General features: G+C 58.6%; 18 protein-coding genes. 4 read left to right on the top strand and 14 right to left on the bottom strand.

Annotated elements, in window-relative coordinates; translation table 11 throughout:
• Positions 1-4: 4 nt before the first annotated feature.
• From JUI81_RS30355 to JUI81_RS30380, 6 genes are all read right to left on the bottom strand, one after another.
• Positions 5-295 (bottom strand): hypothetical protein, encoded by a 291-nt coding sequence (locus JUI81_RS30355; RefSeq protein WP_018926388.1) that lies wholly within the window; start codon positions 293-295, stop codon positions 5-7.
• A 72-nt stretch (positions 296-367) separates the two neighbouring features.
• Positions 368-1,714, bottom strand: coding sequence for an N-succinylarginine dihydrolase (gene astB, locus JUI81_RS30360; RefSeq protein ID WP_204125586.1), 1,347 nt, complete (start codon positions 1,712-1,714; stop codon positions 368-370).
• Positions 1,715-1,856: 142 nt separating this feature from the next.
• A complete protein-coding gene (gene astD, locus JUI81_RS30365; protein WP_169342486.1) occupies positions 1,857-3,326 on the bottom strand; it encodes a succinylglutamate-semialdehyde dehydrogenase in 1,470 nt (489 codons plus the stop codon).
• Positions 3,323-4,348: an arginine N-succinyltransferase gene (astA, locus tag JUI81_RS30370; RefSeq protein WP_018926391.1), complete on the bottom strand. Its 1,026-nt coding sequence runs from the start codon at positions 4,346-4,348 to the stop codon at positions 3,323-3,325. Before astA ends, astD begins: the two co-directional genes overlap by 4 nt.
• Positions 4,349-4,427: 79 nt before the next feature.
• On the bottom strand, positions 4,428-5,447 hold the full coding sequence (aruF, locus tag JUI81_RS30375) for an arginine/ornithine succinyltransferase subunit alpha (RefSeq protein WP_007934901.1): 1,020 nt from the start codon (positions 5,445-5,447) through the stop codon (positions 4,428-4,430).
• Positions 5,448-5,579: 132 nt separating this feature from the next.
• On the bottom strand, positions 5,580-6,800 hold the full coding sequence (locus tag JUI81_RS30380; RefSeq protein ID WP_204125587.1) for an aspartate aminotransferase family protein: 1,221 nt from the start codon (positions 6,798-6,800) through the stop codon (positions 5,580-5,582).
• 286 nt (positions 6,801-7,086) lie between these two features.
• On the opposite strand from JUI81_RS30380, the gene JUI81_RS30385 reads away from it, so the two are divergent.
• Positions 7,087-11,952, top strand: a complete 4,866-nt coding sequence (locus tag JUI81_RS30385; protein WP_204125588.1) for a leucine-rich repeat domain-containing protein — start codon at positions 7,087-7,089, stop codon at positions 11,950-11,952.
• Between the two features lie 33 nt (positions 11,953-11,985).
• Here JUI81_RS30385 and JUI81_RS30390 read toward each other — a convergent pair whose 3' ends face one another.
• The 7 genes from JUI81_RS30390 to acs all read right to left on the bottom strand — a co-directional run bounded on the left by JUI81_RS30390 (position 11,986) and on the right by acs (position 19,741).
• Complete coding sequence (locus JUI81_RS30390) at positions 11,986-12,966, bottom strand: GlxA family transcriptional regulator (protein ID WP_019582882.1); 981 nt, start codon at positions 12,964-12,966, stop codon at positions 11,986-11,988.
• Positions 12,967-13,078: 112 nt separating this feature from the next.
• Positions 13,079-13,843, bottom strand: coding sequence for an ABC transporter ATP-binding protein (locus JUI81_RS30395; RefSeq protein ID WP_007971015.1), 765 nt, complete (start codon positions 13,841-13,843; stop codon positions 13,079-13,081).
• A 27-nt stretch (positions 13,844-13,870) separates the two neighbouring features.
• On the bottom strand, positions 13,871-14,983 hold the full coding sequence (locus JUI81_RS30400; protein ID WP_018926394.1) for a succinylglutamate desuccinylase/aspartoacylase family protein: 1,113 nt from the start codon (positions 14,981-14,983) through the stop codon (positions 13,871-13,873).
• A 1-nt stretch (position 14,984) separates the two neighbouring features.
• Positions 14,985-15,683 carry an ABC transporter permease gene (locus JUI81_RS30405; protein WP_018926395.1) on the bottom strand — a complete coding sequence of 233 codons (699 nt, stop codon included), beginning with the start codon at positions 15,681-15,683 and terminating at the stop codon, positions 14,985-14,987.
• On the bottom strand, positions 15,680-16,369 hold the full coding sequence (locus JUI81_RS30410) for an ABC transporter permease (protein WP_007934894.1): 690 nt from the start codon (positions 16,367-16,369) through the stop codon (positions 15,680-15,682). The genes JUI81_RS30405 and JUI81_RS30410 overlap by 4 nt, the downstream gene beginning before the upstream one ends.
• A gap of 90 nt (positions 16,370-16,459) precedes the next feature.
• Positions 16,460-17,233: an ABC transporter substrate-binding protein gene (locus JUI81_RS30415; protein ID WP_204125589.1), complete on the bottom strand. Its 774-nt coding sequence runs from the start codon at positions 17,231-17,233 to the stop codon at positions 16,460-16,462.
• A 552-nt stretch (positions 17,234-17,785) separates the two neighbouring features.
• Entirely contained in the window at positions 17,786-19,741 is a 1,956-nt protein-coding gene (gene acs, locus JUI81_RS30420) for an acetate--CoA ligase (protein WP_204125590.1), read from the bottom strand.
• Positions 19,742-20,146: 405 nt separating this feature from the next.
• Between acs and JUI81_RS30425 the strand changes: the two genes are divergently transcribed.
• The 3 genes from JUI81_RS30425 to JUI81_RS30435 all read left to right on the top strand — a co-directional run bounded on the left by JUI81_RS30425 (position 20,147) and on the right by JUI81_RS30435 (position 22,773).
• Entirely contained in the window at positions 20,147-20,410 is a 264-nt protein-coding gene (locus tag JUI81_RS30425) for a DUF2790 domain-containing protein (RefSeq protein WP_204125591.1), read from the top strand.
• 183 nt (positions 20,411-20,593) lie between these two features.
• The gene (locus JUI81_RS30430; RefSeq protein WP_028939372.1) at positions 20,594-20,866 is read left to right on the top strand and encodes a hypothetical protein; all 273 of its coding nucleotides are present in this window, start codon (positions 20,594-20,596) and stop codon (positions 20,864-20,866) included.
• Positions 20,867-21,522: 656 nt separating this feature from the next.
• On the top strand, positions 21,523-22,773 hold the full coding sequence (locus tag JUI81_RS30435) for a ribonucleotide-diphosphate reductase subunit beta (RefSeq protein WP_019582875.1): 1,251 nt from the start codon (positions 21,523-21,525) through the stop codon (positions 22,771-22,773).
• A gap of 75 nt (positions 22,774-22,848) precedes the next feature.
• Here JUI81_RS30435 and JUI81_RS30440 read toward each other — a convergent pair whose 3' ends face one another.
• Complete coding sequence (locus JUI81_RS30440) at positions 22,849-23,745, bottom strand: PoNe immunity protein domain-containing protein (RefSeq protein WP_204125592.1); 897 nt, start codon at positions 23,743-23,745, stop codon at positions 22,849-22,851.
• Positions 23,746-23,815 lie beyond the last annotated feature (70 nt).

The following is a 23,815-nucleotide window of genomic DNA, read 5'->3' on the forward strand; positions in this document are numbered from 1 at the left end:
TTCCTTAGTGGTCGTGATTGCAATCCGGGCCGTGCACGTGGTCCTCATCATCACCGAGATCGGCCGGTTCCATCTCCAGTTGCAGACTTACCAGATTAGTCGCCAATGGGCGCAGCAGCAGGTTGGCGTATTCAGCGTCACCCTCTTCGACGTCCACGCCGATCAGCAGTTGGCCACGGCCGTCCTGCTGGATCCACAGCTCTTTGCCTTGCCACATGACCGCGACGCGGGTGCAGGAAGTTTCCAGTTGCGTGCCGTCGGTGTCTTCAAGGATCAGCTGCAGGGTATCGCTCATGTATTTACGCTCTCATCTGGAGATTAAGCGGCGCGCTTGCCATTCATATAAAAAGCCAAAGCGCGCCGGCTATCAATTGATCTGGAATGGATAAACCGCGCCCAGTTTAAGGATTTGCGTCAGTTCATCCAGTGCCGTCCGGCACTCAAGCAACAATTGCGGGTCCGCCAGATCGTTTTCGGTCATGCGGTCGCGGTAGTGCTTGTCGACCCACTCGGTCAATGTGCCGTACAACGGAGCCGTCATGATAACCCCTTGGTTGACGGCCGCCAGTTCGGTTTCGTTGAGGGCGACGCGCAACCGCAGGCAAGCCGGGCCACCGCCGTTCTGCATGCTCTGCTTGAGATCGAAGACTTTCACTTCGCGGATCAGGCCGCCAGAGCTGGTCAGGCCTTGCAGGTACTGCCAGACGCGTTCGTTGCCATGGCATTCTTCCGGCACGATCAACAACATGGAGCCGTCAGGACGCGACAGCAGTTGGCTATTGAACAGGTAGGAACGAACGGCGTCTTCCACGGTGACCGCGGAACGCGGTACGCAGATTGACTGAAATTTCCCACCGACTTTTGCCAGTTTACCTTGCAGCTCAGCGAGCATCTGGTCGGTGTCGAGGAAGGCGTCCTCGTGATAGAACAGCACCTCGCCGTTGCCCACGGCGATCACGTCGTTATGGAACACGCCCTGATCGATCACCGAAGGGTTCTGCTGGGCGTAGACCACGCCGTCATCGCTCAAGCCATGCAGGCGAGCGACGGCCTGGGAAGCTTCGAGGGTCTGGCGCGCCGGGTACTTCTGCGGGGACGGATAACGGGTGTCGAACGCGCTACGACCGAACACGAAAAACTCGACGCCGGCTTCACCGTAGTCACGGCAGAAACGGGTGTGGTTGGCCGCGCCTTCGTCACCGAACTGCGCCACGGCCGGCAACGCGGCGTGGTGAGCAAAGTGTTTCTGGTCAGCGAACATCGCGCCCAGCACGCGACTGGTGGTCGGGTGCTCGATGCTGCGGTGGTATTTGCAATTGAGGTTAGCGGCGGTGAAATGCACACGACCGTCGGCGGTGTCGGCACTCGGGCTGACCGTGGCGGCGTTGGCCACCCACATGCTCGATGCCGAGCAACTGGCAACCAGCAGCGGCATTGCATCCTTGGCGGCGCGCTCAATCACTTGCGCGTCAGTGCCGCTGAAACCCAAGCGGCGCAGGGCGGCTACGTCAGGGCGCTCCTGTGGTGCGAGCACGCCTTGCTGAAAGCCCATATCCATCAGCGCTTTCATTTTCGCCAGACCTTGCAGCGCAGCTTCCTTCGGGTTCGAGGATTGCTGGCTGTTGCTCTGGGAGGCGACGTTGCCGTAGGACAGGCCACCGTAGTTATGGGTCGGCCCCACTAGACCGTCAAAATTGACTTCATAGGATTTCATCAGCGAGGCTCCACGAGAATCTGTTGTTATAGGCTTCAGTAACTAACTGTTCAGTGCGACCGAGTCGCGGCCATCGCGGGCAGCCTCGCTCCTACAGGTTTTGCACAATCCCGTAGGAGCGAGGCTTGCCCGCGAATGGGCGTTACGACATGCGTACGCCGGGCGTAAGGGCCGCTGGCAAGGTCAGGCTCGGGGTTTCCAGCGAGGCCACCGGGTACGCGCAGTAATCCGCCGCGTAGTAGGCGCTGGCGCGATGGTTGCCCGAGGCGCCGACGCCGCCGAATGGCGCGCTGCTCGCCGCACCGGTCAGCTGCTTGTTCCAGTTGACGATACCGGCGCGGCTTTCCAGCCAGAACTGCTGATAACGCGCTTCGGAATCCGACAGCAGGCCGGCCGCCAGGCCATAAGCGGTGTCGTTGGCTTCAGCGATCGCCGCTTCAAAATCAGCGTAGCGGATCACTTGCAGCAGCGGGCCGAACAGCTCTTCGTCTGGGCGATCGGCAACCGCTGTCACGTCCAGAATGCCCGGGGTCAGCAACGCAGCCTGAGCCTGAGGCTGAGTCATTTCCAGCAGCGCCACGGCGCCGTTGGCCAGCAGATGTTCTTGCGCTTCCATCAGGGCTTTCGCAGCACCGAGGGAAATCACCGAGCCCATGAACGGTGCTGGTTGCTGATCGAACGCACCGACGTCGATGGTCGAGCTGACCGCCACCAGACGCGCCAGCAGCGTATCGCCCCAGGCGCCTTGCGGCACCAGCAAGCGACGAGCGCAGGTGCAACGCTGGCCGGCAGAAATGAACGCCGACTGAATGATGGTGTAAACGGCCGCATCGAGATCCGCAACCTGATCCACCACCAATGGGTTGTTACCGCCCATCTCCAGCGCGAGGATTTTGTCTGGACGACCGGAAAACTGCTTGTGCAGATGATTGCCGGTACGGCTGGAACCGGTGAAGAACAGACCGTCGATGCCTGGGTTCGCCGCCAGGGCGATACCGGTTTCGCGAGCACCTTGCAGCAGGTTAAGCACGCCGGCCGGCAGACCGGCTTCGATCCAGCACTTGACCGTCAGCTCGGCGACTTTCGGTGTCAGTTCGCTAGGCTTGAACAGCACACTGTTACCGGCCAGCAGCGCCGGCACGATGTGACCGTTCGGCAAGTGACCGGGGAAGTTGTAAGGACCGAACACCGCCACCACGCCGTGCGGCTTGTGACGCAATACGGCGGTGGCGTCGCCCAGCGGGCCGCTCTTCTCGCCGGTCCGTTCGCGGTAGCTCTGTACCGAGATGGCAATCTTGTTGACCATGCTGGTGACTTCAGTCGCCGCTTCCCACAAGGGTTTGCCGGTTTCTTCACCGATGGTGCGAGCCAGTTCGTCGGCGTGATTCTTCAGCGCGGCGGCAAAGGCTTCCAGCACACTGATGCGCTCTTCCAGGGTACGACGGGCCCAGCCCGGGAATGCCTGACGCGCGGCTTGCACAGCCGACTCGACCTGAGCGGCAGTGGCGCCTTCGCCGGCCCACAGCACTTGCTGGGTCACCGGGTTGACCGATTGAAAGCTTTCACCCTGGCCGGCCAGCCATTCACCGGCGATGTATAGCGAATTCATTATTTCGACTCCCGAGCTGCAGACAACGGAACGGCGCGTACTTGATCGCCAGCGTTGAGTTGAAGACGTTTGGCGGTCAGCGGATCAACCACCAACGTGCCAGCGGCGAAGCGTGCTGGCGCGGCAGTGATCCGGCAGTCTTCGCGCTTGCGGTTATGGATCAGGAACGGCGTGGCGTCATCACCCGGGGTGCCGATGGCCAGCACCAGCGCCTGGCTGTCGCGCACTGCGCGGATCTTGGCGGTTTCGCACTCCACCGCAGGGCCTGCGTCGAAGATGTCGACGTAGCCTTGGTAACTGAAACCTTCACTCTTGAGCATCGCCAGGGCCGGCTCGGTGTCCGGATGAACCTGGCCAATCACGTTGCGCGCGTCTGGCGACAGGAAGCAGGTGTACAGCGGGAATTTCGGCATCAGTTCGGCGATGAACGCCTTGTTGCCCACGCCAGTGAGGTAGTCGGCCTGGCTGAATTCCATCTTGAAGAAATGCCGGCCCAGGCTTTCCCAGAACGGCGAACGCCCGGCTTCGTCGGACATGCCGCGCATTTCAGCGATGATCTTGTTGCCGAACAGTTGCGGGAACTCGGCGATGAACAGCAGCCGCGCCTTGGCCAGCATGCGGCCGTTGAGGCCACTGCGGTAATCGGCGTGCAGGAACAGCGAGCACAGTTCAGAGTTGCCGGTCAGGTCGTTGGCCAGGAACAGCGTCGGAATTTCGCGGTAGATATTCAGCTCTTGCGAGGCACTGACCGTCAGGCCCACCCGGAAGTTGTACCAGGGCTCACGCAGGCCGACGGCGCCGGCAATCGCGGAAATACCCACCACGCGGCCATTGTCGTCTTCGAGTACGAACAGGTAGTCCGCATCGCCCCGCCCGGCTTCGCCGCGGAAGGTTTTTTCGGCCCAGCCAACCCGATGGGCCAGACGCTCTTCGTTGGCCGGCAAGGTGGTAAGGCCAGTGCCGGTGCTGCGGGCCAGGTCGATCAGAGCGGGTAAATCGCTGCTGCGTACGGGACGAACGATCATGCTATCTCCTCAAACGGGCCGCTTGCGCCACCCGCGAAATTTCGCTGCTTTCCAGACATTTCTCTCCAGGAAGCAGGCGTCAAACCGCCACCAGGCGCACGCTGGCACCTTCACCAACACCCAAGGCTTCGGCCGCTTCAAGATCCAGGGTCACCGGTTTGCCCGGCGCGTAATCAAGCTCGAGCAACACAGCGCGGTAATCCTGCAACTGGGCATTGGCCACCAGATACTGACGACCGGCGCCTTTGACCGGCTCACCGATTTTCACCGGGACTACACGGCTCTGGGCGATCGAACGGATCCCCGAGACGCGGGCATGCAGAGTCGGGCCACCATCGAAAATATCGATGTAGTGATCGGTCTCGAAGCCTTCGCGCATCAGGATGTCGAAGGTGATTTGCGCCCGCGGGTGCACCTGGCCCATCGCCTCTTGAGCGGAGTCCGGCAGCAACGGCACGTAGATCGGGTAATGCGGCATCAGCTCGGCGAGGAACGTGCGGCTCTTCAAACCGCACAGACGCTCGGCTTCGGCGTAGTTGAGGTCGAAGAAGTTGCGACCGATGGCATCCCAGAACGGCGAGTCGCCATTTTCGTCGCTGTAACCGACGATCTCGGTCACCACGGAATCGGCAAAGCGCTCCGGATGGCTGGCCACGAACAACAGACGGCCACGGGAGTTGAGCTCCGCCCAAGGCGTGCCCACCAACTCCCTCTGCACGTAGAAACTGGTCAGCAAGCTGTTGCCGGTCAGGTCGTGGCACTGGGAGAGCACGTGGATCTTGTTGTGAATCTTCAGCTCGCGGGAGGCGTGCACGAACGTTTCGTTTCGAAAGCTGTAGAACGGCTCGGAATAACCGGCCGAGGCAACGATGGCCGAACAACCGACCAACTTGCCGGTGGCGGTATCTTCGAGCACGAAGAAATAGCTCTCTTCACCGTTGAAGCTCACTTCGGCGGCGAACGAGGCTTCGCTTGCGGCGATCTTGTCGCTCAGGCGTTCAACGTCATCCGGCAAGGAAGTGACACCAATCGGGCTATCCGCAGCCAGACGCTGTACCTCGCCCAGATCAGCCATTTGCGCGGGGCGCATCACCAGCATGGTGTCACTCCTTTCTTAACATCAGGTTGGCGAATTGCGCCAACTCGGGGAAAAAAATGCCGGGCAGGCCCGGCACAGGAAATAATCTCAACGCCTATCTATTACGATAGGCGCTGAGGAGCACTGTATGAATCAGGCTTGCGTCAGCTTGGCCACGGCGCGTTCGAAGCGGTCCAGACCGGCATCGATATCGGCGTCTTCAACCACCAGGCTTGGCGCGAAACGAATCACGTCCGGGCCGGCTTGCAGAATCATCAGGCCTTCACGCTCGGCGGCGTTGAAGATGTCCTTGGCCTTGCCTTTCCAGGCGTCGCTCAGTACGCAACCGAGCAGCAGGCCCAGGCCACGAACCTGAGTGAAAAGGCCGTATTTCTCGCCAATCTGCTCAAGACGGGTCTTGAACTTGTCGTGCTTGGTTTTGACACCGTTCAGCACTTCGGGCGTGTTGATCACGTCGATCACTGCTTCAGCGACCGCGCATGCCAGCGGGTTACCGCCGTAAGTGGTGCCATGGGTGCCGACAACCAGATGTTTAGCCAGGTCTTCGGTGGTCAGCATTGCTGCGATCGGGAAACCGCCACCCAGGCTCTTGGCACTGGTCAGGATGTCCGGGGTCACGCCGTAATGCATGTAGGCGAACAGCTCACCGCTGCGGCCCATGCCAGTCTGGACTTCGTCGAAGACCAGCAGCGCGTTGTGCGCATCGCACAGTTCACGGGCGCCTTGCAGGTAAGACAGCTCGGCCGGCAATACGCCGCCTTCGCCCTGGATCGGCTCCAGCACCACCGCGCAGGTCTTGTCGGAAACAGCGGCTTTCAGCGCGGCCAGATCGTTGTAAGGCACGTGGGTGATGCCGGTGATCTTCGGACCGAAGCCGTCGGAGTACTTCGACTGGCCACCGACGTTCACGGTGAACAGGGTACGGCCGTGGAAGCTGTTGAGCGCGGCAACGATTTCGTACTTCTCGGTACCGAAACGGTCATGGGCCACGCGACGGGCCAGCTTGAAAGCGGCCTCGTTGGCTTCGGCGCCGGAGTTGCAGAAGAACACACGATCGGCAAACGTAGCGTCGACCAGCTTATGGGCCAGGCGCAAGGCCGGCTCATTGGTGAACACGTTGGACACGTGCCACAGCTTGTTCGCCTGTTCGGTCAAGGCAGCGACCAGCACCGGGTGCGCATGGCCCAGTACGTTAACGGCAATCCCGCCGGCGAAGTCGATCAGCTCGCGGCCAGTCTGGTCCCAGACACGGGAACCGGCGCCACGCACAGGAATGAAAGCGGCAGGCGCATAGTTGGGAACCATTACCTGGTCAAAATCGGCGCGTTCTACCGCAGCGTGCTCAACGGACATCGGAGTCTCCTGATGAGGAACACTCGCCTGAAACTGGCGAGCGATGAGGGGATTGTAAGGACAGTTTTCAGCCCGGCCTTGCCGCCAAGCGACAACTTCTTATAGCGCAAACACCGGTTTTGCCCGGGTTTACGGCAATGCGACAAATACCGTCGCAAAGGCGCAGTTTAAACTGTCGACGCAGGTTATAGGCAGGGTTGTCGGACGGGGTGGTAATTATGTACCGCACCAAACACATCATTGTCTGTTTTGCTGGCGGCCAATCCAAACGCTAAGGGAATAGCGCATGAGCCGATACGAAAATGATCACCCTTTCACTGTCGCCGTCAGCGAATCCGCCACACAACCGGACGATCACTACCATCACCTGTTCAATAATCTGCCGAACTGGGTATTAGAAGCCTCGCCCGGTACACGTAGCGCCCTCAAACAAGCCTCGCTTGCCGTGCCGGACTGGCATGGCACCGCGACGCCTTCGCAACATCAGTCGCTGAAAAAGCTCAGCCAGGAACACTGGACCCATCGAAATCGCCTGGACTCGATGCTGTCGAAGCTGCAAAGCGCACGCGACTTTGCCGAACCTCTTCTGAGCGCGGCCCTGAAAACCCGTTTTGACCTGGACCTGGACGTCAAAACGACTTTCCTGCGCCTCTACACACCTCAAACAGTGCCCTTATTCGGGATCAAGACGGGTGCTGCGCGTACCTGGACCGTATCGCTGCTCGATGCCTGCCTTCATAATTTTCAGGAATCGGAAACCGCAGCGGATGCCTATGAGTCCGCCTCGACGTTCATCACCAAACCGTCGCTCACAGGGCAGTTCGAGACACTGCCAAGGGTCAAGCAGAAACTCACTGTCGCAGCCTTTGCCCTGTTGTGCCGGGAACTGGATATCGGTGGCCAGTACAGCACTTACCTTAAAGACAATCTGGGGCTGACCAATCCGGTGGCCGCAGCGGTGTTGAAATCGAAGGTGATCGGTTCGCACAAAACCGCACTCAAGTCCGCACTGCAAATGGCGCACATCCGAGGGGACATTCCAGAGGATGCCCGCCTCTCGATCCTGCGCATTGTGGAAGGACGTTCGGGCGCTCGACTGGATGGCCAGCCGCTGTATTGTCACGACCTGACAATCATGTCTTCCTCACTGACCGGCATCGTCATGTTCGCGCCGAAGCTTGACCGAGCACGCAAGGCAACGCGGGTCATCGCTTACATCCCGGACGATCCGGAGCACCCTCTCAAGCAATATCCAGACACACTGGCGTTCCTCAACGAGCTAACCCGCAAGCTGCGCACTCCCGCTTACCAAACGTTTTTCAGTCGCTTCGTCGACCACAAAGAAAGGGGACATTTCTTTGCTGATCTCAATCGTCGCCTCCAGAGCGTAACCTGGCATCCACACCAGCATGGCGACCCCATGCCGAGTTGGCGCGAAACGCCCATCGACACGCCCAATCTCCGGTTTGCGATAACCCCGTTCAGAGCGGACCTGTGGAACCATCTCCATCAGCGGCAGCTGAACAAGATCCTCAACGACGCCAGCACGCTCGCCGTCTCCACCGCTTCTGCCGACCGAAACGCACGATGGGCATTGTGGGATGCCTTCAGCAAAGTGGCCTCGACACTTCTTGAAATCGCGACGTTTGTTGCATTGCCATTTGTTCCGTTTCTTGGCGAATTGATGCTGGCCTATATGGCCTACCAGTTACTCGATGAGACCTTCGAAGGCATCGTGGACCTGGCCATAGGGCTGAAAACAGAAGCGCTGGGGCACTTGATGACGTTCGCCGAAACAGTGGTCCAGGTAGGCACCTTCGCGGTGGGCGGCGCCATCGCTGCCGGCGCCTTCAGTCGCCTGCTTTCGCGCGAAGCTGTTGGGCTTATCGCCCCATTCAAACCCATCACGACGCCTGAGGGAAAAACCCGCTACTGGAAGCCGGATCTCACACCTTACGAACAAACTCTCAGTTTGCCCGAAGCATCAAAACCCGATCAGCTTGGCCTCTATCGTCACGGAGGCAAGACACTGCTGCGACTGGAAGAAAAACTGTATGCCGTGAAACCCGATCATACGTCGGGTGCGTTTCAGATTGAGCATCCGAGCCGGGCCGATGCTTATCAGCCGACTCTGCTGCATAACAACCACGGCGCCTGGTACACAGAGCTGGAACAACCGTTGAACTGGGACCGGGAAAAAGTCATGCGTCGCCTCGGCCATAGTGTTGAATCGTTCAGTAGCGCCGAGCGCGAGCAAATCCTGCGGATCAGCGGTTACCACGACAACGTAGTGCGTGAAACGCACGTCGAGCGGTATCGCCCGCCTTCGCTGCTGACCGACACGATCAAACGCTTCCGGATCAATCGGGACATTGAAACCTTTATCGAACAGATCGGCAGCGACCAACCCGAACACTATCGAAAGGCCGATCCGGCCATGCAATATCAACTGCTGAGCCGATACGACGCATGGCCTGCCGACACGCCTGTGCCGGCACTGGAAACCCAAACGCCAACACTCCGAAAGCAGACTGTGGATCTCGCCCTGAGGTACCGCAAATCGCTGTTCGAAATGCTCTACCGCGCAAAGGAAAAAACGGATAACCCGCCAGTTCAGCGAGTGCTTGACGACGTGCAGGGACTACCCACCGATATTGCACAAGAGCTGGTGAGCAATGCCACCGGCACCGAATTACGGCAGTTGCACAGCAATCGCATCCCCCAACGCCTCAAGGACGCGGCACAAAAAGCCATGGAGGCCGTACGTGCAACCCGAGCCTGTGAAGGCCTTTATACCGAGGCTCTGGAAACCACCGATACCCATCGGCTGGCCTTACATAGCCTGAACTCATTGCCCAACTGGCCTGCCGAGCTACGTATCGAAGTGAGGGATTATTCCCATGACGGGACCCTGTGTGACAGCATTGGTCAGCCCGATGCGCCGACACTTAAAACGCTGGTGCGGGCCGAAGACGGGACCTACCAGGCTCACCAGGACAGTGAATCAGTACCCGGTGATTTCTATCAGGCCCTCTTTCAGGCGTTGCCGGATGCACAGCGCAATGCATTGAGCCCTTCGCCTCAAGACGCCCGGACATTCAAACAACGCATCGCCGAGCACGCTCTGGAGCAACCGGCATTACGCGCACTGTTCGCAAAAAATCCCCATCGAAAACCCTACTATGACCCCACCACCATGCGCCTGCCCGGTGGCACGCAGGGCTATAGCCGAGCCAGCCGCGAGACACTTACGCTTAACGACCGGGTTCGAGATGTTTACCCCAATCTGTCTCAAGAGCAATTGCAGTCCGTAGTCCAGGCATTGCAGAGTCACCCCGATGGCGCTCGCGTTGAACTCTCACGTCTGAATAGAGAGCTGGTCCGACTGCATCAGGACCTGGGCACCTGGATCAATGAGGTGCCCACTGTTCATCCTGAAACCGGACGCCCTCTCAGTGAGCTGGATCAACAAGCCGAGAGAAACAATCGCCAGTTGCTGGCTCAGGAAATCCAACGCAGTTGGCGGCGACAGACCGAACTGGACTTCGACGCACCGGATGAGACTAGCCGGTATACGCTCAGGTTTGCAGAGCCGATAATCGGTGACTTGCCGTCAATACATGCCGACTTCGCTCATGTGTCGCTGCTATCCCTGGAAGGCAACCATACCGCGCAGGGTATTCCAGGGTTTCTACAGCGTTTCAGTGGATTGCGCCGCCTGGAGTTACGCCGTTTCTCCCTGACCACCCTCCCCGACGCTATCCCTCGAATGACAGACCTTCACGCCCTGGTTCTAAGCGATTGCGGCATCAGGATTGACGCGGCCACATGGTCGAAACTGACTTCATTGAAGAAGCTGGTCTCGCTGGATCTGTACAAGAATCCATTTGAAACCGCCCCCCGCATCGACACAATGAGCGAACTGACTCACCTGGATCTGAGCGCCACCGACCTGTCCGAAATTCCGGCCGGCGCCCTGCAACACCCAAGGCTCGACACCCTTCTGCTGACGAACAACCTTATCAGCGAGTTGCCTGTCGGATTGTTCGAGAGCTCGTTGTACAACAAGCGTGGCATACACCTTACGCACAATCCGGTTTCCAACAGAGCCCGAGAACTGATCAAGCGACACCACTTCGATACCGCTTACGACATGTCCGTCTATGCCCCCGAGGCGGACATTGATCGCGTCACTGCGCTATACCCCGGCATGGACGTCGAGCAAGCGAGTCAATTTGTCTACGAATTGCCGGGCACGCTGGAGGATGGCCGCACCGATCTGACGCGCCTTGAAGAAGAGTTTGCCCAATTGAGAAATGATTTGTCTGTCTGGACCGCCGACGTTCCGGACCGGCACCCCGTAACGGACACACCCCTCAACGATAACCAACTGGCTGTCGAACAAGCCAACCGTGACCAATTCAAACAGCTTCTTGAGAGGTGCTGGCAGCATGAATCCGAACTGGATGATTTCAACGATGCCCTTGAGCCCACGTTCGAGCTCACTGCCCCCTCCATCATCATCGGAGAGCTGCCGACACTGAGCGCCGACTTCAGCCATGTCTCAGCGCTGGAACTTGGCAGTGCCAACGGCGCGACCCGCATCGGGCGCTTTCTGGAGTCCTTCCCCAACCTCAAAAGCCTCAGGCTGCGCGAGTGCAACCTGGGCAACATTCCTGAGGCGGTATTCAAGATGAGTCGACTGAGATCGTTGTCATTGCCCTATTGCCGCATCCGTTTGTCACCGGAGTCGACAAACGCATTAGCAGGGATGGAACAGCTTGATTATCTCGATCTGGGCCACAACCCTCTGGGACAAACACTGGACCTGAGCCAGATGCCAAATCTGGCGACCGTCGTGCTTAACCACACTGGCCTCACCGAAATTCCACATGGCCTGTTACAACTGACCGAACTGGACTGGGCAGACCTGAGCGAAAACGCAATCACCGAAGTCCCCAGTGACGTTCTGGAGATGCCATTGGACATCGCGGAGAACATTAGCCTGAGAGGCAATCAGCTTTCCGAGGAGAGCTTGTTACGGCTGATCGGCTACTTTGAACACACGGGCGCGGATTTCGGCGTGGAAGAAGTAATCAATCGAGGCGAAATGGAGGTTTCATCCTCCGATAGCTCAGCGATGGACGAGTAACACAACCTTCAGTTCCGAGCGTGGAGCACTTGATCACCCGCGCTCGGACGGCACCGACGACAATTCGAACGGGCTGCTGCTACGCCGCTGGTTGCGGTCTTCCCGGGGCGTGGCACCGAAGAAGTTACGGTAGGCGCTGGAGAAATGCGGCCCCGAAGAGAAGCCACACGACAGGCCGATCTGGATGATCGACTTGCTGGTTTGCATCAACATCTGCCGGGCCTTGTTCAGGCGCAGTTCCAGGTAATACTGGCTCGGCACGCGGTTGAGGTATTGCTTGAAGATCCGCTCCAGCTGCCGACGCGATACGCACACGTGCTGGGCGATTTCGTCGGTGGTCAGCGGCTCTTCGATGTTGGCTTCCATCAGCAACACCGCCTGGGTGAGCTTCGGATGACTGGAACCCAAGCGGTTCTGCAACGGAATACGCTGGCGCTCGCCGCCCTCGCGAATGCGTTCGACCACCAGTTCTTCCGACACCGCACCGGCCAGTTCGGCGCCGTGATCGCGGGCCAGCACCGCTAGCAGCAAGTCGAGAACTGACAGGCCACCGCACGCGGTCAAGCGGTCACGATCCCAGTCGAACAGGTGACTGGTGGCAATCACTTTCGGGAAACGCTCGGCGAAATCGTCCTGCCAGCGCCAATGCACGGCAGCGCGATAACCGTCGAGCAAACCCAATTGCGCCAATGGGTAAACACCGGCAGACAAACCGCCGATCACACAACCGGCGCGCACCAGCTGTTTCAACGCACTGCTGAGCGGCGGCGCGAGAGAAGTCGGTGGTTCGTCGGCGAGCAGGAACAGTTTCTGAAAGTTTTCGAGCTTGCCGGCCCATGGCTCACCGGGCAATTGCCAGGCGCCGTCGGTCGGCGGTTCGGCCTGCAAAAACGACAATTCGTAAACAACGTCCGGGTGCACACGCTGGGCAACACGCAAGGCCTCCTCAGCCAGCGCAAGCGTCAGAGCTTTAGTGCTGGGCCAAATCAGGAAACCAATTCGATGGGCAGTCATGGCGGGCAATCCGAAACGAAGACAGTGTTAAAGCCGAAGGCGGCTGCAACCAAATTAGACCATCTGGCGCGCGGTGCGCAGCATGACCTAATTTGGTGCGTAACGGGAGCGATTACTTGAGGCTGCCCGAGAGGAATTGTTGCAAGCGTTCCGACTGCGGATTGACCAGCACTTCGCGCGGGTTGCCGCTTTCTTCGACGACGCCTTTGTGCAGGAAAACCAGCTGGTTCGACACTTCACGGGCAAAGCCCATTTCGTGCGTCACCACCACCATGGTCCGGCCTTCCTGTGCCAGGGCCTGCATGACTTTCAGCACGTCACCCACCAACTCCGGGTCGAGGGCCGAGGTCGGTTCGTCGAACAGCATCACTTCGGGTTCCATCGCCAGCGCACGGGCAATCGCCACACGTTGCTGCTCGCCACCAGACATGTGCCCTGGGTAGGCGTCCTTACGATGGGCCACGCCAACCTTGTTCAGGTAGTGCTCGGCTTTCTCGCGGGCTTCGGCCTTGGACACACCGAGCACATGCACCGGCGCTTCCATGATGTTTTCCAGCGCGGTCATGTGCGACCACAGGTTGAAATGCTGGAACACCATCGACAGGCGCGAACGCATGCGTTGCAGCTGTTTCGGGTCGGCGGCTTTCAGCGCGCCGTCCTTGTTGGCAACCAGTTTCAACTCTTCGTTGTTGAGCAGGATCTTGCCCGCGTGCGGCTGCTCGAGCAGGTTGATGCAACGCAGGAAAGTACTTTTGCCGGAGCCACTGGAGCCGATGATGCTGATCACATCGCCAGCCGCCGCTTTCAGGGACACGCCCTTGAGCACTTCGTGACTGCCATAGCGTTTATGCAGGTCTTGGACTTCAAGTTTGTACATGCGGTCGGTTCTCACAAAAACAGTCAGTCAGTCGTTGAGCAAGCGCCCGTGACGCAGCGCTTCGCGCCCCGCCACCTTGGCCAGCCAGAAACCGGGTTGGGCGTAACGCAGCCGTTCAATGGCAAACAGCACCCCGGACGTACCAGCACACACCGTGCTGACCCGATCCGCCAGCGGATCGATCACTTCAAAAATCTCGTCGCCGGCTTCAACCCATTCACCGGGTTTACGCAGAAAACTCAGCACGCCAGGATGCGGCGCGAACAGCAATTCGGTGCCTTCGAACGGCATGCCTTCGCACGCGTCTTGCGCAGGCTTGGGCCATTCACCGCCGATCAAGCCTTGCTCGGCGAGGAACGCCAGAATGCCTTCGGCGTGAGCTTCTGCCTCAGCACGACCGGTATCGGCCTGACCACCCAGTTCGATGGTCGTCGCCAGGCAGGCCAGTGGAATCTGCGCATCCGGGAACAGACGCGACAAACGCAGCCACGGCAGCGAGCACGCTTCGTCAAAGGAACTGCCGCCGGAATCTTCCGCCAGCAGACCGACCTTGACGTTCAAGTGCGCAGCCAGTGAACGCCAGTGCGACCAGTGTTGCGGCAAGGCGTACATGTGCAGCGCCGCTTCGCAATCGCAATGCAGATCCAGCACCACGTCAGCGGTGCAGGCATGGCTGAGCAAGATGCGCTGCATGCCTTGCAACTGGCTGCTCGCCTCAGGCAAAGCTGCCAGGTGATCGCTCATGGCCTGACGGATCAGTCGAATATTGGCATGCGGATCATCACCCAGATGCCCATCGAGTTCGGCGGCCACCGGCGCGCTGAGTTCGACGAAATCCCGGTTGAAGTTCTTGCCACTGCCCGCTTCGAAACGCCCCTGATGATTGCCTTGCAGCAATTGACCCAGGCCCAATGGATTGGCCACCGGCACCAGTTCGATCACACCGTTGAGCAAGCCTTGAGCTTCAAGTTCGGTCAGGCGTTTTTTCAGCTCCCAGGCCGTGCGCATCCCCGGCAGTTCATCGGCGTGCAGGCTGGCCTGGATGTAGGCCTTGCGCTCGCCAGCGCCGAAGCGGAACACCGAGATCCGGCGTTCACTGCCCAGGTGGCTCCACGGCAAAGCATGATCGATACGTTCCATATCAATGCTTCCGCGGGGCCAGATAGCCCAGCCAGCGGTGTTCGGCCATTTTGAACAGGCGCACCAGAATGAACGTCAGGCACAGATAGAACGCGCCGGCGGTGATGTAGGCTTCGAACGGCAAGTAGAACTGAGCGTTGACCGTGCGCGCGGCACCGGTGATGTCGATCAGGGTCACGATCGACGCCAGACTGGTGGTCTGCAGCATCATGATCACTTCGTTGCTGTACTGCGGCAGCGCCCGGCGCAGGGCCGATGGCAGCAGGATCCGCTTGTACATCTTGATGCGTGACATGCCCATGGCCTTGGCCGCTTCGATCTCGCCGTTCGGCGTGGCGCGCAGGCTGCCGGCGATGATTTCGGCGGTGTAGGCACTGGTGTTGATCGCGAAGGCCAGGCACGCACAGAACGAGGCACTGGACAGCCATGGCCAGAGGAAGCTTTCACGTACTGTTTCGAATTGCGCCAGACCGTAGTAGATCAAGAACAGCTGCACCAGCATCGGCGTGCCGCGGATCACGTAGGTGAACAGCCAGGCACTCATGTTGACCAGCGGCTGCTTGGAGACGCGCATCAGCCCCAGCGGCAATGCCGCCAGCAAACCGAAGAACAGCGACAGCGCGAGCAGTTTGAGGGTGGTCACCAGCCCGCCGAAGTACAGCGGCAAAGCATCCCAAATGACGTTGTAGTCGAAGATCATAGCTCAGCCGCCCTTACGCCTACCGAGTAGCGCTTCTCAAGATGACGCAATGCCAACAACGAGACGCTGGTGATCACCAGGTACATCGCCGCCACCGCGAGGAAGAAGGTGAAAGGCTCGCGGGTAGCGTCTGCCGCCTGCTTGGCCTTGAACATCATGTCTTGCAGACCCACCACCGAAATCAGCGCGGTGGCCTTGGTCAGTACCAGCCAGTTGTTGGTGAAACCCGGAATCGCCAGGCGAATCATCTGCGGCACCAACACCCGGAAGAACACCTGAAAACTGCTCATGCCGTACGCCATGCCGGCTTCTGCCTGGCCCTTGGGGATCGCCATGAACGCACCACGGAAGGTTTCCGACAGGTACGCACCGAAGATGAAGCCCAGGGTGCCGATACCGGCGGCCAGTGGGTTCAGGTCGATGTAGTCGTCATAGCCGAGCATCGGCGCAACACGGTTGAGCAGGTCCTGGCCGCCGTAGAAAATCAGCAGAATCAGCACCAGATCGGGAATACCGCGGATCACCGTGGAATACAGATCGCCCAGCCAGGCCAGCCAGCGCACCGGCGACAGACGCAGCGCAACGCCGATCAGCCCCAGGACGATGGCCAGGGCCATGGACGACAAGGCGAGCTGAAGCGTCAGCCATGCGCCATCGAGGATGACAGCCCCGTAGCCTTTCAACATGATTCAGGTCCTCGAAAGTTGGGATGAAAAAATGGCGCAAACCTCAGAGATCCTGTTGCTTGCGCCATTTCGGACTTGTTGCGGGGACGATTACTTGCCGTAGATATCGAAGGCGAAGTATTTGTCCTGGATTTGCTTGTACTTGCCGTTCTCGCGAATGGCCGCGATCGCGGTGTTGATCTTGTCTTTCAGCGCGTCGCCCTTGCGAACCGCGATCCCTACGCCGTCGCCGAAGTATTTGACGTCGGTGAAGGCCGGGCCAACGAAGGCGAAGCCCTTGCCGGCGTCGGTTTTCAGGAAGCCGTCATCCAGCAGGGTAGCGTCTGCCACGGTGCCGTCGAGGCGGCCAGCGGCCACGTCGAGGTAGATTTCGTTCTGCGAACCGTAAGGCTTGATCTCGGCACCCAGCGGGGCCAGGACTTCGCGAGCGAAACGCTCGTGGATCGAACCACGTTGCACGCCGATGTTCTTGCCCTTCAGCTCAGACAGGTTTTCGCTGACCTGAGTGCCGGCTTTCATAACCAGGCGAGCCGGGGTGTTGTAGTACTTGTTGGTGAAGTCCACGGACTTCTTGCGGTCTTCAGTGATCGACATGGACGACAGGATCGCGTCGATCTTGCGCACTTTGAGTGCTGGGATCAGGCCGTCGAACTCTTGCTCGACCCACTGGCACTTGACCTTCATCTCTTCGCACAGGGCGTTGCCGATGTCGTAGTCGAAACCCACGATGCTGCCGTCCGGTGCTTTGGAGGCGAACGGAGGGTAAGCCGCTTCGATACCGATTTTCAGAGGTTTTTCATCGGCGAATGTCGGCAGGGACAGCACGGACAGTGCCAGGGCGCCAAGCAGCACGAGTTTCTTCATCTTGGGACTCCATCGGTAAAGGGCAAAAACGGCAGAGTGAGCGACAGCCCAATATGCGAATGGTTAAACCAAAAAGCGGTGCTGCGTCCTAGGAACCGTACGCTGATTTCAACGCAGGCAACGACGAGCGAGTGATTGGCATTCTAACGACAGGCCAGAAGCCGATATTTCTTCAATGCGACAACAAATTACAGAAGCACCGAGAATGCCGCTTGGGCACGTTGACAGCCCTGCAATTTCATGCAAGAGCAAAAGACAGTGAACCGATCTATGTTGCAAATTGCGGGCCTATTATTGGCAAACCCTTCTAATCCGGCAAGCGTAGCGTTGTGTCTTATTTTTCATGGCGATTGAGAAGCCCTGAAACGGGGCTTTGCGTTTCCCATTGCCTCGTTATCGGGCGGGCGGTTACACATTCAGTTACTTGGAAGGTGATGGGTAACAGTGGGAAAGGGCCTACGGGGGAAGCCGATAATTATTGGTTGAAGATCAGTACGAAAAAGCCCCACCAGACTCAACACCTGGCAGGGCTTCGATGACTCCGAATGCTACTTATGCAACATTCATGGTCTTGTGTGTATCAATCAAATGCTGCACCACACCCGGATCGGCCAGGGTGGAGATATCGCCCAACCCGTCGTATTCCGCCGTAGCAATCTTGCGCAGAATCCGGCGCATGATCTTGCCCGAACGGGTTTTCGGCAGACCCGGCGCCCATTGAATGACATCCGGCGAGGCAATCGGGCCAATCTCTTTACGCACCCAGTTCTTCAGCTCCAGGCGCAGTTGCTCACTCGTCTCTTCACCAGCGTTCAACGTGACGTAGACATAAATGCCCTGCCCCTTGATGTCGTGCGGCACACCCACCACCGCCGCTTCGGCGACTTTCGGGTGAGCGACCATCGCGCTTTCGATCTCGGCGGTGCCCATGCGGTGGCCAGAAACGTTAAGCACGTCATCCACGCGACCAGTGATCCAGTAGTAACCGTCTGCGTCACGACGCGCACCGTCACCGGTGAAGTACATGCCACGGAAAGTCTTGAAGTAGGTGTCGACGAAACGGTCATGGTCGCCATACAGCGTGCGCGCCTGGCCTGGCCACGAGTCGAGAATCACCAGGTTACCCTCGGCAACGCCTTCGATGATGTTACCCAGGTTATCCACCAGCGCCGGCACCACGCCGAAGAACGGCCGTGCTGCAGAGCCAGGTTTCAGCGCATGAGCACCCGGCAATGGGCTCATCATGTTGCCGCCTGTTTCGGTCTGCCACCAGGTATCCACGATCGGGCAACGGGACTGGCCGACATTCCTGTAGTACCAATCCCACGCTTCCGGGTTAATCGGCTCACCAACCGAACCCAACAGACGCAGGCTGCTGCCATCGGCACCTTCAACAGCGGCGGTGCCCGACGCCATCATCGCGCGGATCGCGGTCGGCGCGGTGTAGAGGATGTTGACCTTGTGCTTGTCGACAACCTTCGCCACCCGGGTGATGTCCGGATAGTTCGGCACGCCTTCGAACAGCAGCGTGGTCGCACCGTTGGCCAGCGGGCCGTAGACGATATAAGAATGGCCGGTGACCCAGCCGACGTCGGCGGTGCACCAGTAGATTTCACCCGGGCGGTAGTCGAACACGCGCTCATGGGTCATTGCCGCGTACAGCAAATAACCGCCAGTGGTGTGCTGCACGCCCTTCGGCTTGCCGGTGGAACCGGAGGTATAAAGGATGAACAGCGCTTCTTCGGCGCCCATTTCTTTTGGCGCGCAGACGGTGCCCGCCACTTTCATCAGGTCTTCGTACCAGATGTCGCGATGCTGGTTCCACTTGATGTCGCCGCCGGTGCGCTTGCACACGATGACTTTCTGAATGCTGCTGGTTTCCGGGTTGGTCAGGGCGTCGTCGACGTTGGCCTTGAGCGAGATCTTCTTGCCGGCACGAATGCCTTCGTCGGCGGTGATCACCACTTTGGATTTGCAGTCGATGATGCGACCGGCCAGGGCTTCCGGCGAGAAACCACCGAACACCACCGAGTGAATCGCACCGATCCGGGCGCAGGCCAGCATGGCGACCACGGCTTCGGGGATCATCGGCATATAGATTGTCACCACGTCGCCGCGGTGCACATCCTGGCCGCGCAAGGCGTTGGCGAACTTGCAGACTTGTTCGTGCAGTTCGCGGTAGGTGATGTTGCGGCTTTCGGCAGGGTCATCCCCTTCCCAAATAATCGCGACTTGATCGCCGCGCTCGGCCAGATGACGGTCGAGGCAGTTGTAGGAAACGTTCAGCGTGCCGTCGGCGAACCATTTGATGTCGACATGGTGATCGTCGAAGGACGTCTGCTTCACCGTGGTGAAAGGCTTGATCCAGTCGAGGCGCTTGGCTTGTTCGCGCCAGAAGCCGTCCGGGTTGACGACCGACTGCTGGTACATGGCCTTGTAAGTGGCCTCGTCAGTCAGCGTATTGGCTGCTACCTCGGGACGAACGGGATACAAAGAAGCCGCACTCATCTTTCTTACCTCGGTGGAATAGTTGTTTTTGTATGGCCCCAGTTGTAGCCGGGGCGGGCCTATAGAACCATTCGACGATGGTAGTAACAAGCCCCTACAAAATGTGGCTATACCGCGACGAAGCGCTCAAACCCGGCTATTGCGGGGCTTCGCAGGAGCTGGCGAAGCCTGCGATCTTTTGATCTTGCGGGGGATTGTTACCAAATCTGCCAAAAGTGTTTATCAAAAGCACAGCTATATGCCCGCCATCCCCAGGCCTAAAATCGGTCTCGCCAACACGGCAATGTGATTAACCCAGTTGCAGCCCCCACGAAGGCAGTTAATCCAAGACTCTTTACTAAAGCTCCACACGCAATCCTAAAAAGATTGCGTGACCCCATTCGACCTCAGAAAGGTAAATTCGAAATGAAAGCTTTATTGGTTCTGGCCCTCAGCAGTCTGTGCGCAACCGCCATGGCAGACGAGGCCCCGACTGATGCCGCACAGCAACAACCCGTCGTCGAGGAATACACCTACTCCACCCACCTGGACATCGCCAAAGTCATCTCAATGAGCGAAGTCCCGAACGTCTGCGAAGTAGTCCCGGCCAAAATGGTCTACGACGACTCCAAAGGCCAGCGACACATTCTGCGTTACAGCGTCATGGGTAACGGCTGCTCCAACGGCTGATCCGCCCCACTTTTACCCCCTAAGGCTCGACCCATCCTTTTTAAGAGACCGATGAAGTGCCGAGCCTTACATCGATTAACTTGATTGTTTTTAGCATTTATTTGCTCTTTTTAATCAAATTATCTGGCGTAGTATGAATTCCACACCAAGGCACACAACGCCAACGAACCTGGAGCCACTACCATGAAAACCAAACTGATCCTCGCCCTGACCCTTTCCGTCCTGGCCGCCAACACCTTCGCCGCTGACGGCTACGACCGCACTGGCTCGGCTGCTTTCAACGATGCGGCTGTCGCTTCTGACGGTTACGACCACACCGGTTCCGCCTCTTTTGCGGCTGACGGCTTCGATCGTACGGGCGCTGCCAAAGTCGCTGCCGATGGCGCCGATCACATCGGTGCAGCCAAAGTTGCTGCTGATGGCTCTGACCGCGTGGGTGCCGCTCGTTTCAGCTGAAACCCAGCGCGACATCACAGCCCGACTTCGGTCGGGCTTAGTTGTGTCTGGAGTGGTTGAAAATCGACCAAAACCACAACATGTAGTGAAAAACAGGGTTTTTTGGTTGTTTTTTGAACAACGCTTTTCAAGCCCCTTTGCGGCTCAGAATTGCACACAATCTCGTCCACAAAACCCCGTCTATTGCTCTGCAAGCCCCGCCCCATCTGGCTTGCGCCGTCACAGCCGCCCGTAACGGTGCGAACACCTCGGCCTCACCGTCAAAAACCAGCCGAAACAGGCGAAAAAAAAACTTCCTCCGCCAAAGCCCTGTAAACCCTCGCTCCAACCTGAAAACGCCCCTCGCCAAGCCCTCCAGGTGCCATTTCGCCGCACCACGGGGCCGAAAATTTCCTTATAATGCGGACTTAAACGGGCCTGCAATATTCCCTTACAGGGGTGAAAAGCCAGTCTGAAGCCCACGCAGAGCGGTTCACGCTTTCTGCGCCCATCAGCGGCTTCGGAACACCCGTACAAAATTCTGTTTATTGCCTGCGTTGTACTGCTGCAACAAACGATTTCCTTTAGATCCAACGCGGCCAGAACCGGCCGTGTGAAAAACCAACCTATCAGTTTTCACACGGGCAATCTGGCCCTCACGCAGGAGACGACACGTCATGCTGAGCTGGGACGAATTCGACAAAGAAGATGACGGCGAAGCCGCTGTAAAAGGCGCCAATGCCGGCCACGCTTCTGAAGCCAACATGGACCGCCTCGACAGCGCCGGTGGTGCCGCCGCTCAAGAGGCCCGCGCCGTGACCGCGACGGACTCCGCCGCGATCGCCCGCGCCAAGGCTGCCCTGGATTCCCTCGACGTCGCCGAAGGCCTCGCCGAACTGGAAGGCGCCTCTGCCCGTGTAGCTGTCGATGAAAAGCGCATGATCAACTGCCGCGCCGACCTCAACCAGCTCGTGCCATTCAAATACGACTGGGCATGGCAGAAGTACCTGGACGGCTGCGCAAACCACTGGATGCCGCAAGAAGTCAACATGACCGCCGACATCGCCCTCTGGAAAAACCCGGAAGGCCTGACCGACGACGAGCGCCGCATCGTGATGCGCAACCTCGGCTTCTTCTCCACCGCCGACTCCCTGGTTGCCAACAACCTGGTCCTGGCCGTGTACCGCCTGATCACCAACCCAGAATGCCGCCAGTACATCCTGCGCCAGGCCTTCGAAGAGGCGATCCACACCCACGCCTACCAGTACTGCATCGAATCGTTGGCCATGGATGAAGGCGAGATCTTCAACATGTACCACGAGATCCCATCGGTCGCGAAAAAAGCCACCTGGGGCCTGAAATACACCCGTTCGATCTCCGATCCGAAGTTCGAAACCGGCACCGTCGAAACCGACAAAGAGCTGCTGCGCAACCTGATCGCCTACTACTGCGTTCTGGAAGGCATCTTCTTCTACTGCGGCTTCACCCAAATCCTCTCCATGGGCCGCCGCAACAAAATGACCGGCGTCGCCGAGCAGTTCCAGTACATCCTGCGCGACGAATCCATGCACCTGAACTTCGGCATCGACGTGATCAACCAGATCAAAATCGAAAACCCGCACTTGTGGGATGCCGAGATGAAGGAAGAAGCTTCGCAGATGATTCTGCAGGGCACTCAGCTGGAGATCGAATACGCACGGGATACCATGCCACGCGGCGTACTCGGCATGAATGCGGCGATGATGGAGGACTACCTGAAGTTCATCGCTAACCGTCGTTTGAGCCAGATTGGTTTGAAGGAAGAGTACCCAGGGACGACTAACCCGTTCCCTTGGATGAGCGAGATTATGGACTTGAAGAAAGAGAAGAATTTCTTTGAGACACGGGTTATTGAGTACCAAACCGGTGGTGCGCTTAGCTGGGATTGATTTCCGCTGAACCGAGCACTCTTGAAGAGACCGCCGAAAGGCGGTCTTTTTTTATCTATCGAATGCTTCCGAAAGCTATCGACGACCCCACAACCTTGCCCAAAACCCGACCTTATTCTCTAAAACCACCGCTGCAGGCGGTTCCGCTTCCTGCCTCACCGGGTGCGTACTCGGGCCGTTGGGCCTCAATAAATCTCCCGGATAATGCTCAAGCCCCAGGCACTGTGAATCATCCATATCGAAAGCTTTGACTGCCGCCACGGCTTCCACGCACCAGCGACCGAAATACGCGCCGCCTTCGAAGTTTTCGTCGCCGTAGGTGTACCAACAAGGATGTTTATAACTGACTGCCTGAGGGTCAGAGCCGGATTTCGCGCCTGTACGCACATCTTTGTACCAGTGCTGAACGAAGGCATTCAGCATCGACGCTTGCGCATCCGCCGGAGCATCCACCGCCGCCAGCAATCGACCATAGGGTTTGGGGTAAAGAAGCACAGAACCTACTTTGCGCTCAGGGCTGCGACTCGCGATCACCCGGTCGAGCAGTACGTCCTCTCCTTCGTTACCGATCAACACCAACAACCGTCTCCACTGGTCATCCGGAAGATCTAGCGCTAACCCCAATCCCACGAGCCAGAAGCAGGCGATATAGTGGTCATAGTTGACTCGCCAGCTATGTCGGGTGAACTGCTGGTCTTGAGTCCAGACTGCTACGCCAAGGCGCTCGGCCTCTTCCCAGGCATCGAGCAACCCGGGGAAGTAACACGACAGGTCGGCTACAGGGTGACCAGCGGAATACCGGCGCAGGATCTGATGCCAATGTTTTTGGGCAATTTCGAAAGCGTACTGAGGCGCGTAATCAGGCGCCCCCACTGGCTCCCGAAGGAGCTTTTGAGATTTTTCGATATAGCCGTCGTTGTTGTGGACGACCTTGCTCCAATAATCAGTGCTGCCAAGCGGTGCGCGGATCATTTACTTACTCCTTATAAGCTTGGATGTTGCGACGGGGTCCGCAATAAATCTCCCCCCCTTGTCTAATACC

The organism is Pseudomonas sp. 008 (assembly GCF_016861935.1).
Taxonomy (GTDB): Bacteria; Pseudomonadota; Gammaproteobacteria; order Pseudomonadales; family Pseudomonadaceae; genus Aquipseudomonas.

Excerpts from the sequence above, each read along its gene's own strand:
- JUI81_RS30355 (WP_018926388.1), bottom strand. The coding sequence starts at position 295 with ATGAGCGATACCCTGCAGCTGATCCTTGAAGACACCGACGGCACGCAA.
- astB (WP_204125586.1), bottom strand. The coding sequence starts at position 1,714 with ATGAAATCCTATGAAGTCAATTTTGACGGTCTAGTGGGGCCGACCCAT.
- astA (WP_018926391.1), bottom strand. The coding sequence starts at position 4,348 with ATGATCGTTCGTCCCGTACGCAGCAGCGATTTACCCGCTCTGATCGAC.
- aruF (WP_007934901.1), bottom strand. The coding sequence starts at position 5,447 with ATGCTGGTGATGCGCCCCGCGCAAATGGCTGATCTGGGCGAGGTACAG.
- JUI81_RS30380 (WP_204125587.1), bottom strand. The coding sequence starts at position 6,800 with ATGTCCGTTGAGCACGCTGCGGTAGAACGCGCCGATTTTGACCAGGTA.
- JUI81_RS30385 (WP_204125588.1), top strand. The coding sequence starts at position 7,087 with ATGAGCCGATACGAAAATGATCACCCTTTCACTGTCGCCGTCAGCGAA.
- JUI81_RS30390 (WP_019582882.1), bottom strand. The coding sequence starts at position 12,966 with ATGACTGCCCATCGAATTGGTTTCCTGATTTGGCCCAGCACTAAAGCT.
- JUI81_RS30395 (WP_007971015.1), bottom strand. The coding sequence starts at position 13,843 with ATGTACAAACTTGAAGTCCAAGACCTGCATAAACGCTATGGCAGTCAC.
- JUI81_RS30400 (WP_018926394.1), bottom strand. The coding sequence starts at position 14,983 with ATGGAACGTATCGATCATGCTTTGCCGTGGAGCCACCTGGGCAGTGAA.
- JUI81_RS30405 (WP_018926395.1), bottom strand. The coding sequence starts at position 15,683 with ATGATCTTCGACTACAACGTCATTTGGGATGCTTTGCCGCTGTACTTC.
- JUI81_RS30410 (WP_007934894.1), bottom strand. The coding sequence starts at position 16,369 with ATGTTGAAAGGCTACGGGGCTGTCATCCTCGATGGCGCATGGCTGACG.
- JUI81_RS30415 (WP_204125589.1), bottom strand. The coding sequence starts at position 17,233 with ATGAAGAAACTCGTGCTGCTTGGCGCCCTGGCACTGTCCGTGCTGTCC.
- acs (WP_204125590.1), bottom strand. The coding sequence starts at position 19,741 with ATGAGTGCGGCTTCTTTGTATCCCGTTCGTCCCGAGGTAGCAGCCAAT.
- JUI81_RS30425 (WP_204125591.1), top strand. The coding sequence starts at position 20,147 with ATGAAAGCTTTATTGGTTCTGGCCCTCAGCAGTCTGTGCGCAACCGCC.
- JUI81_RS30430 (WP_028939372.1), top strand. The coding sequence starts at position 20,594 with ATGAAAACCAAACTGATCCTCGCCCTGACCCTTTCCGTCCTGGCCGCC.
- JUI81_RS30435 (WP_019582875.1), top strand. The coding sequence starts at position 21,523 with ATGCTGAGCTGGGACGAATTCGACAAAGAAGATGACGGCGAAGCCGCT.
- JUI81_RS30440 (WP_204125592.1), bottom strand. The coding sequence starts at position 23,745 with ATGATCCGCGCACCGCTTGGCAGCACTGATTATTGGAGCAAGGTCGTC.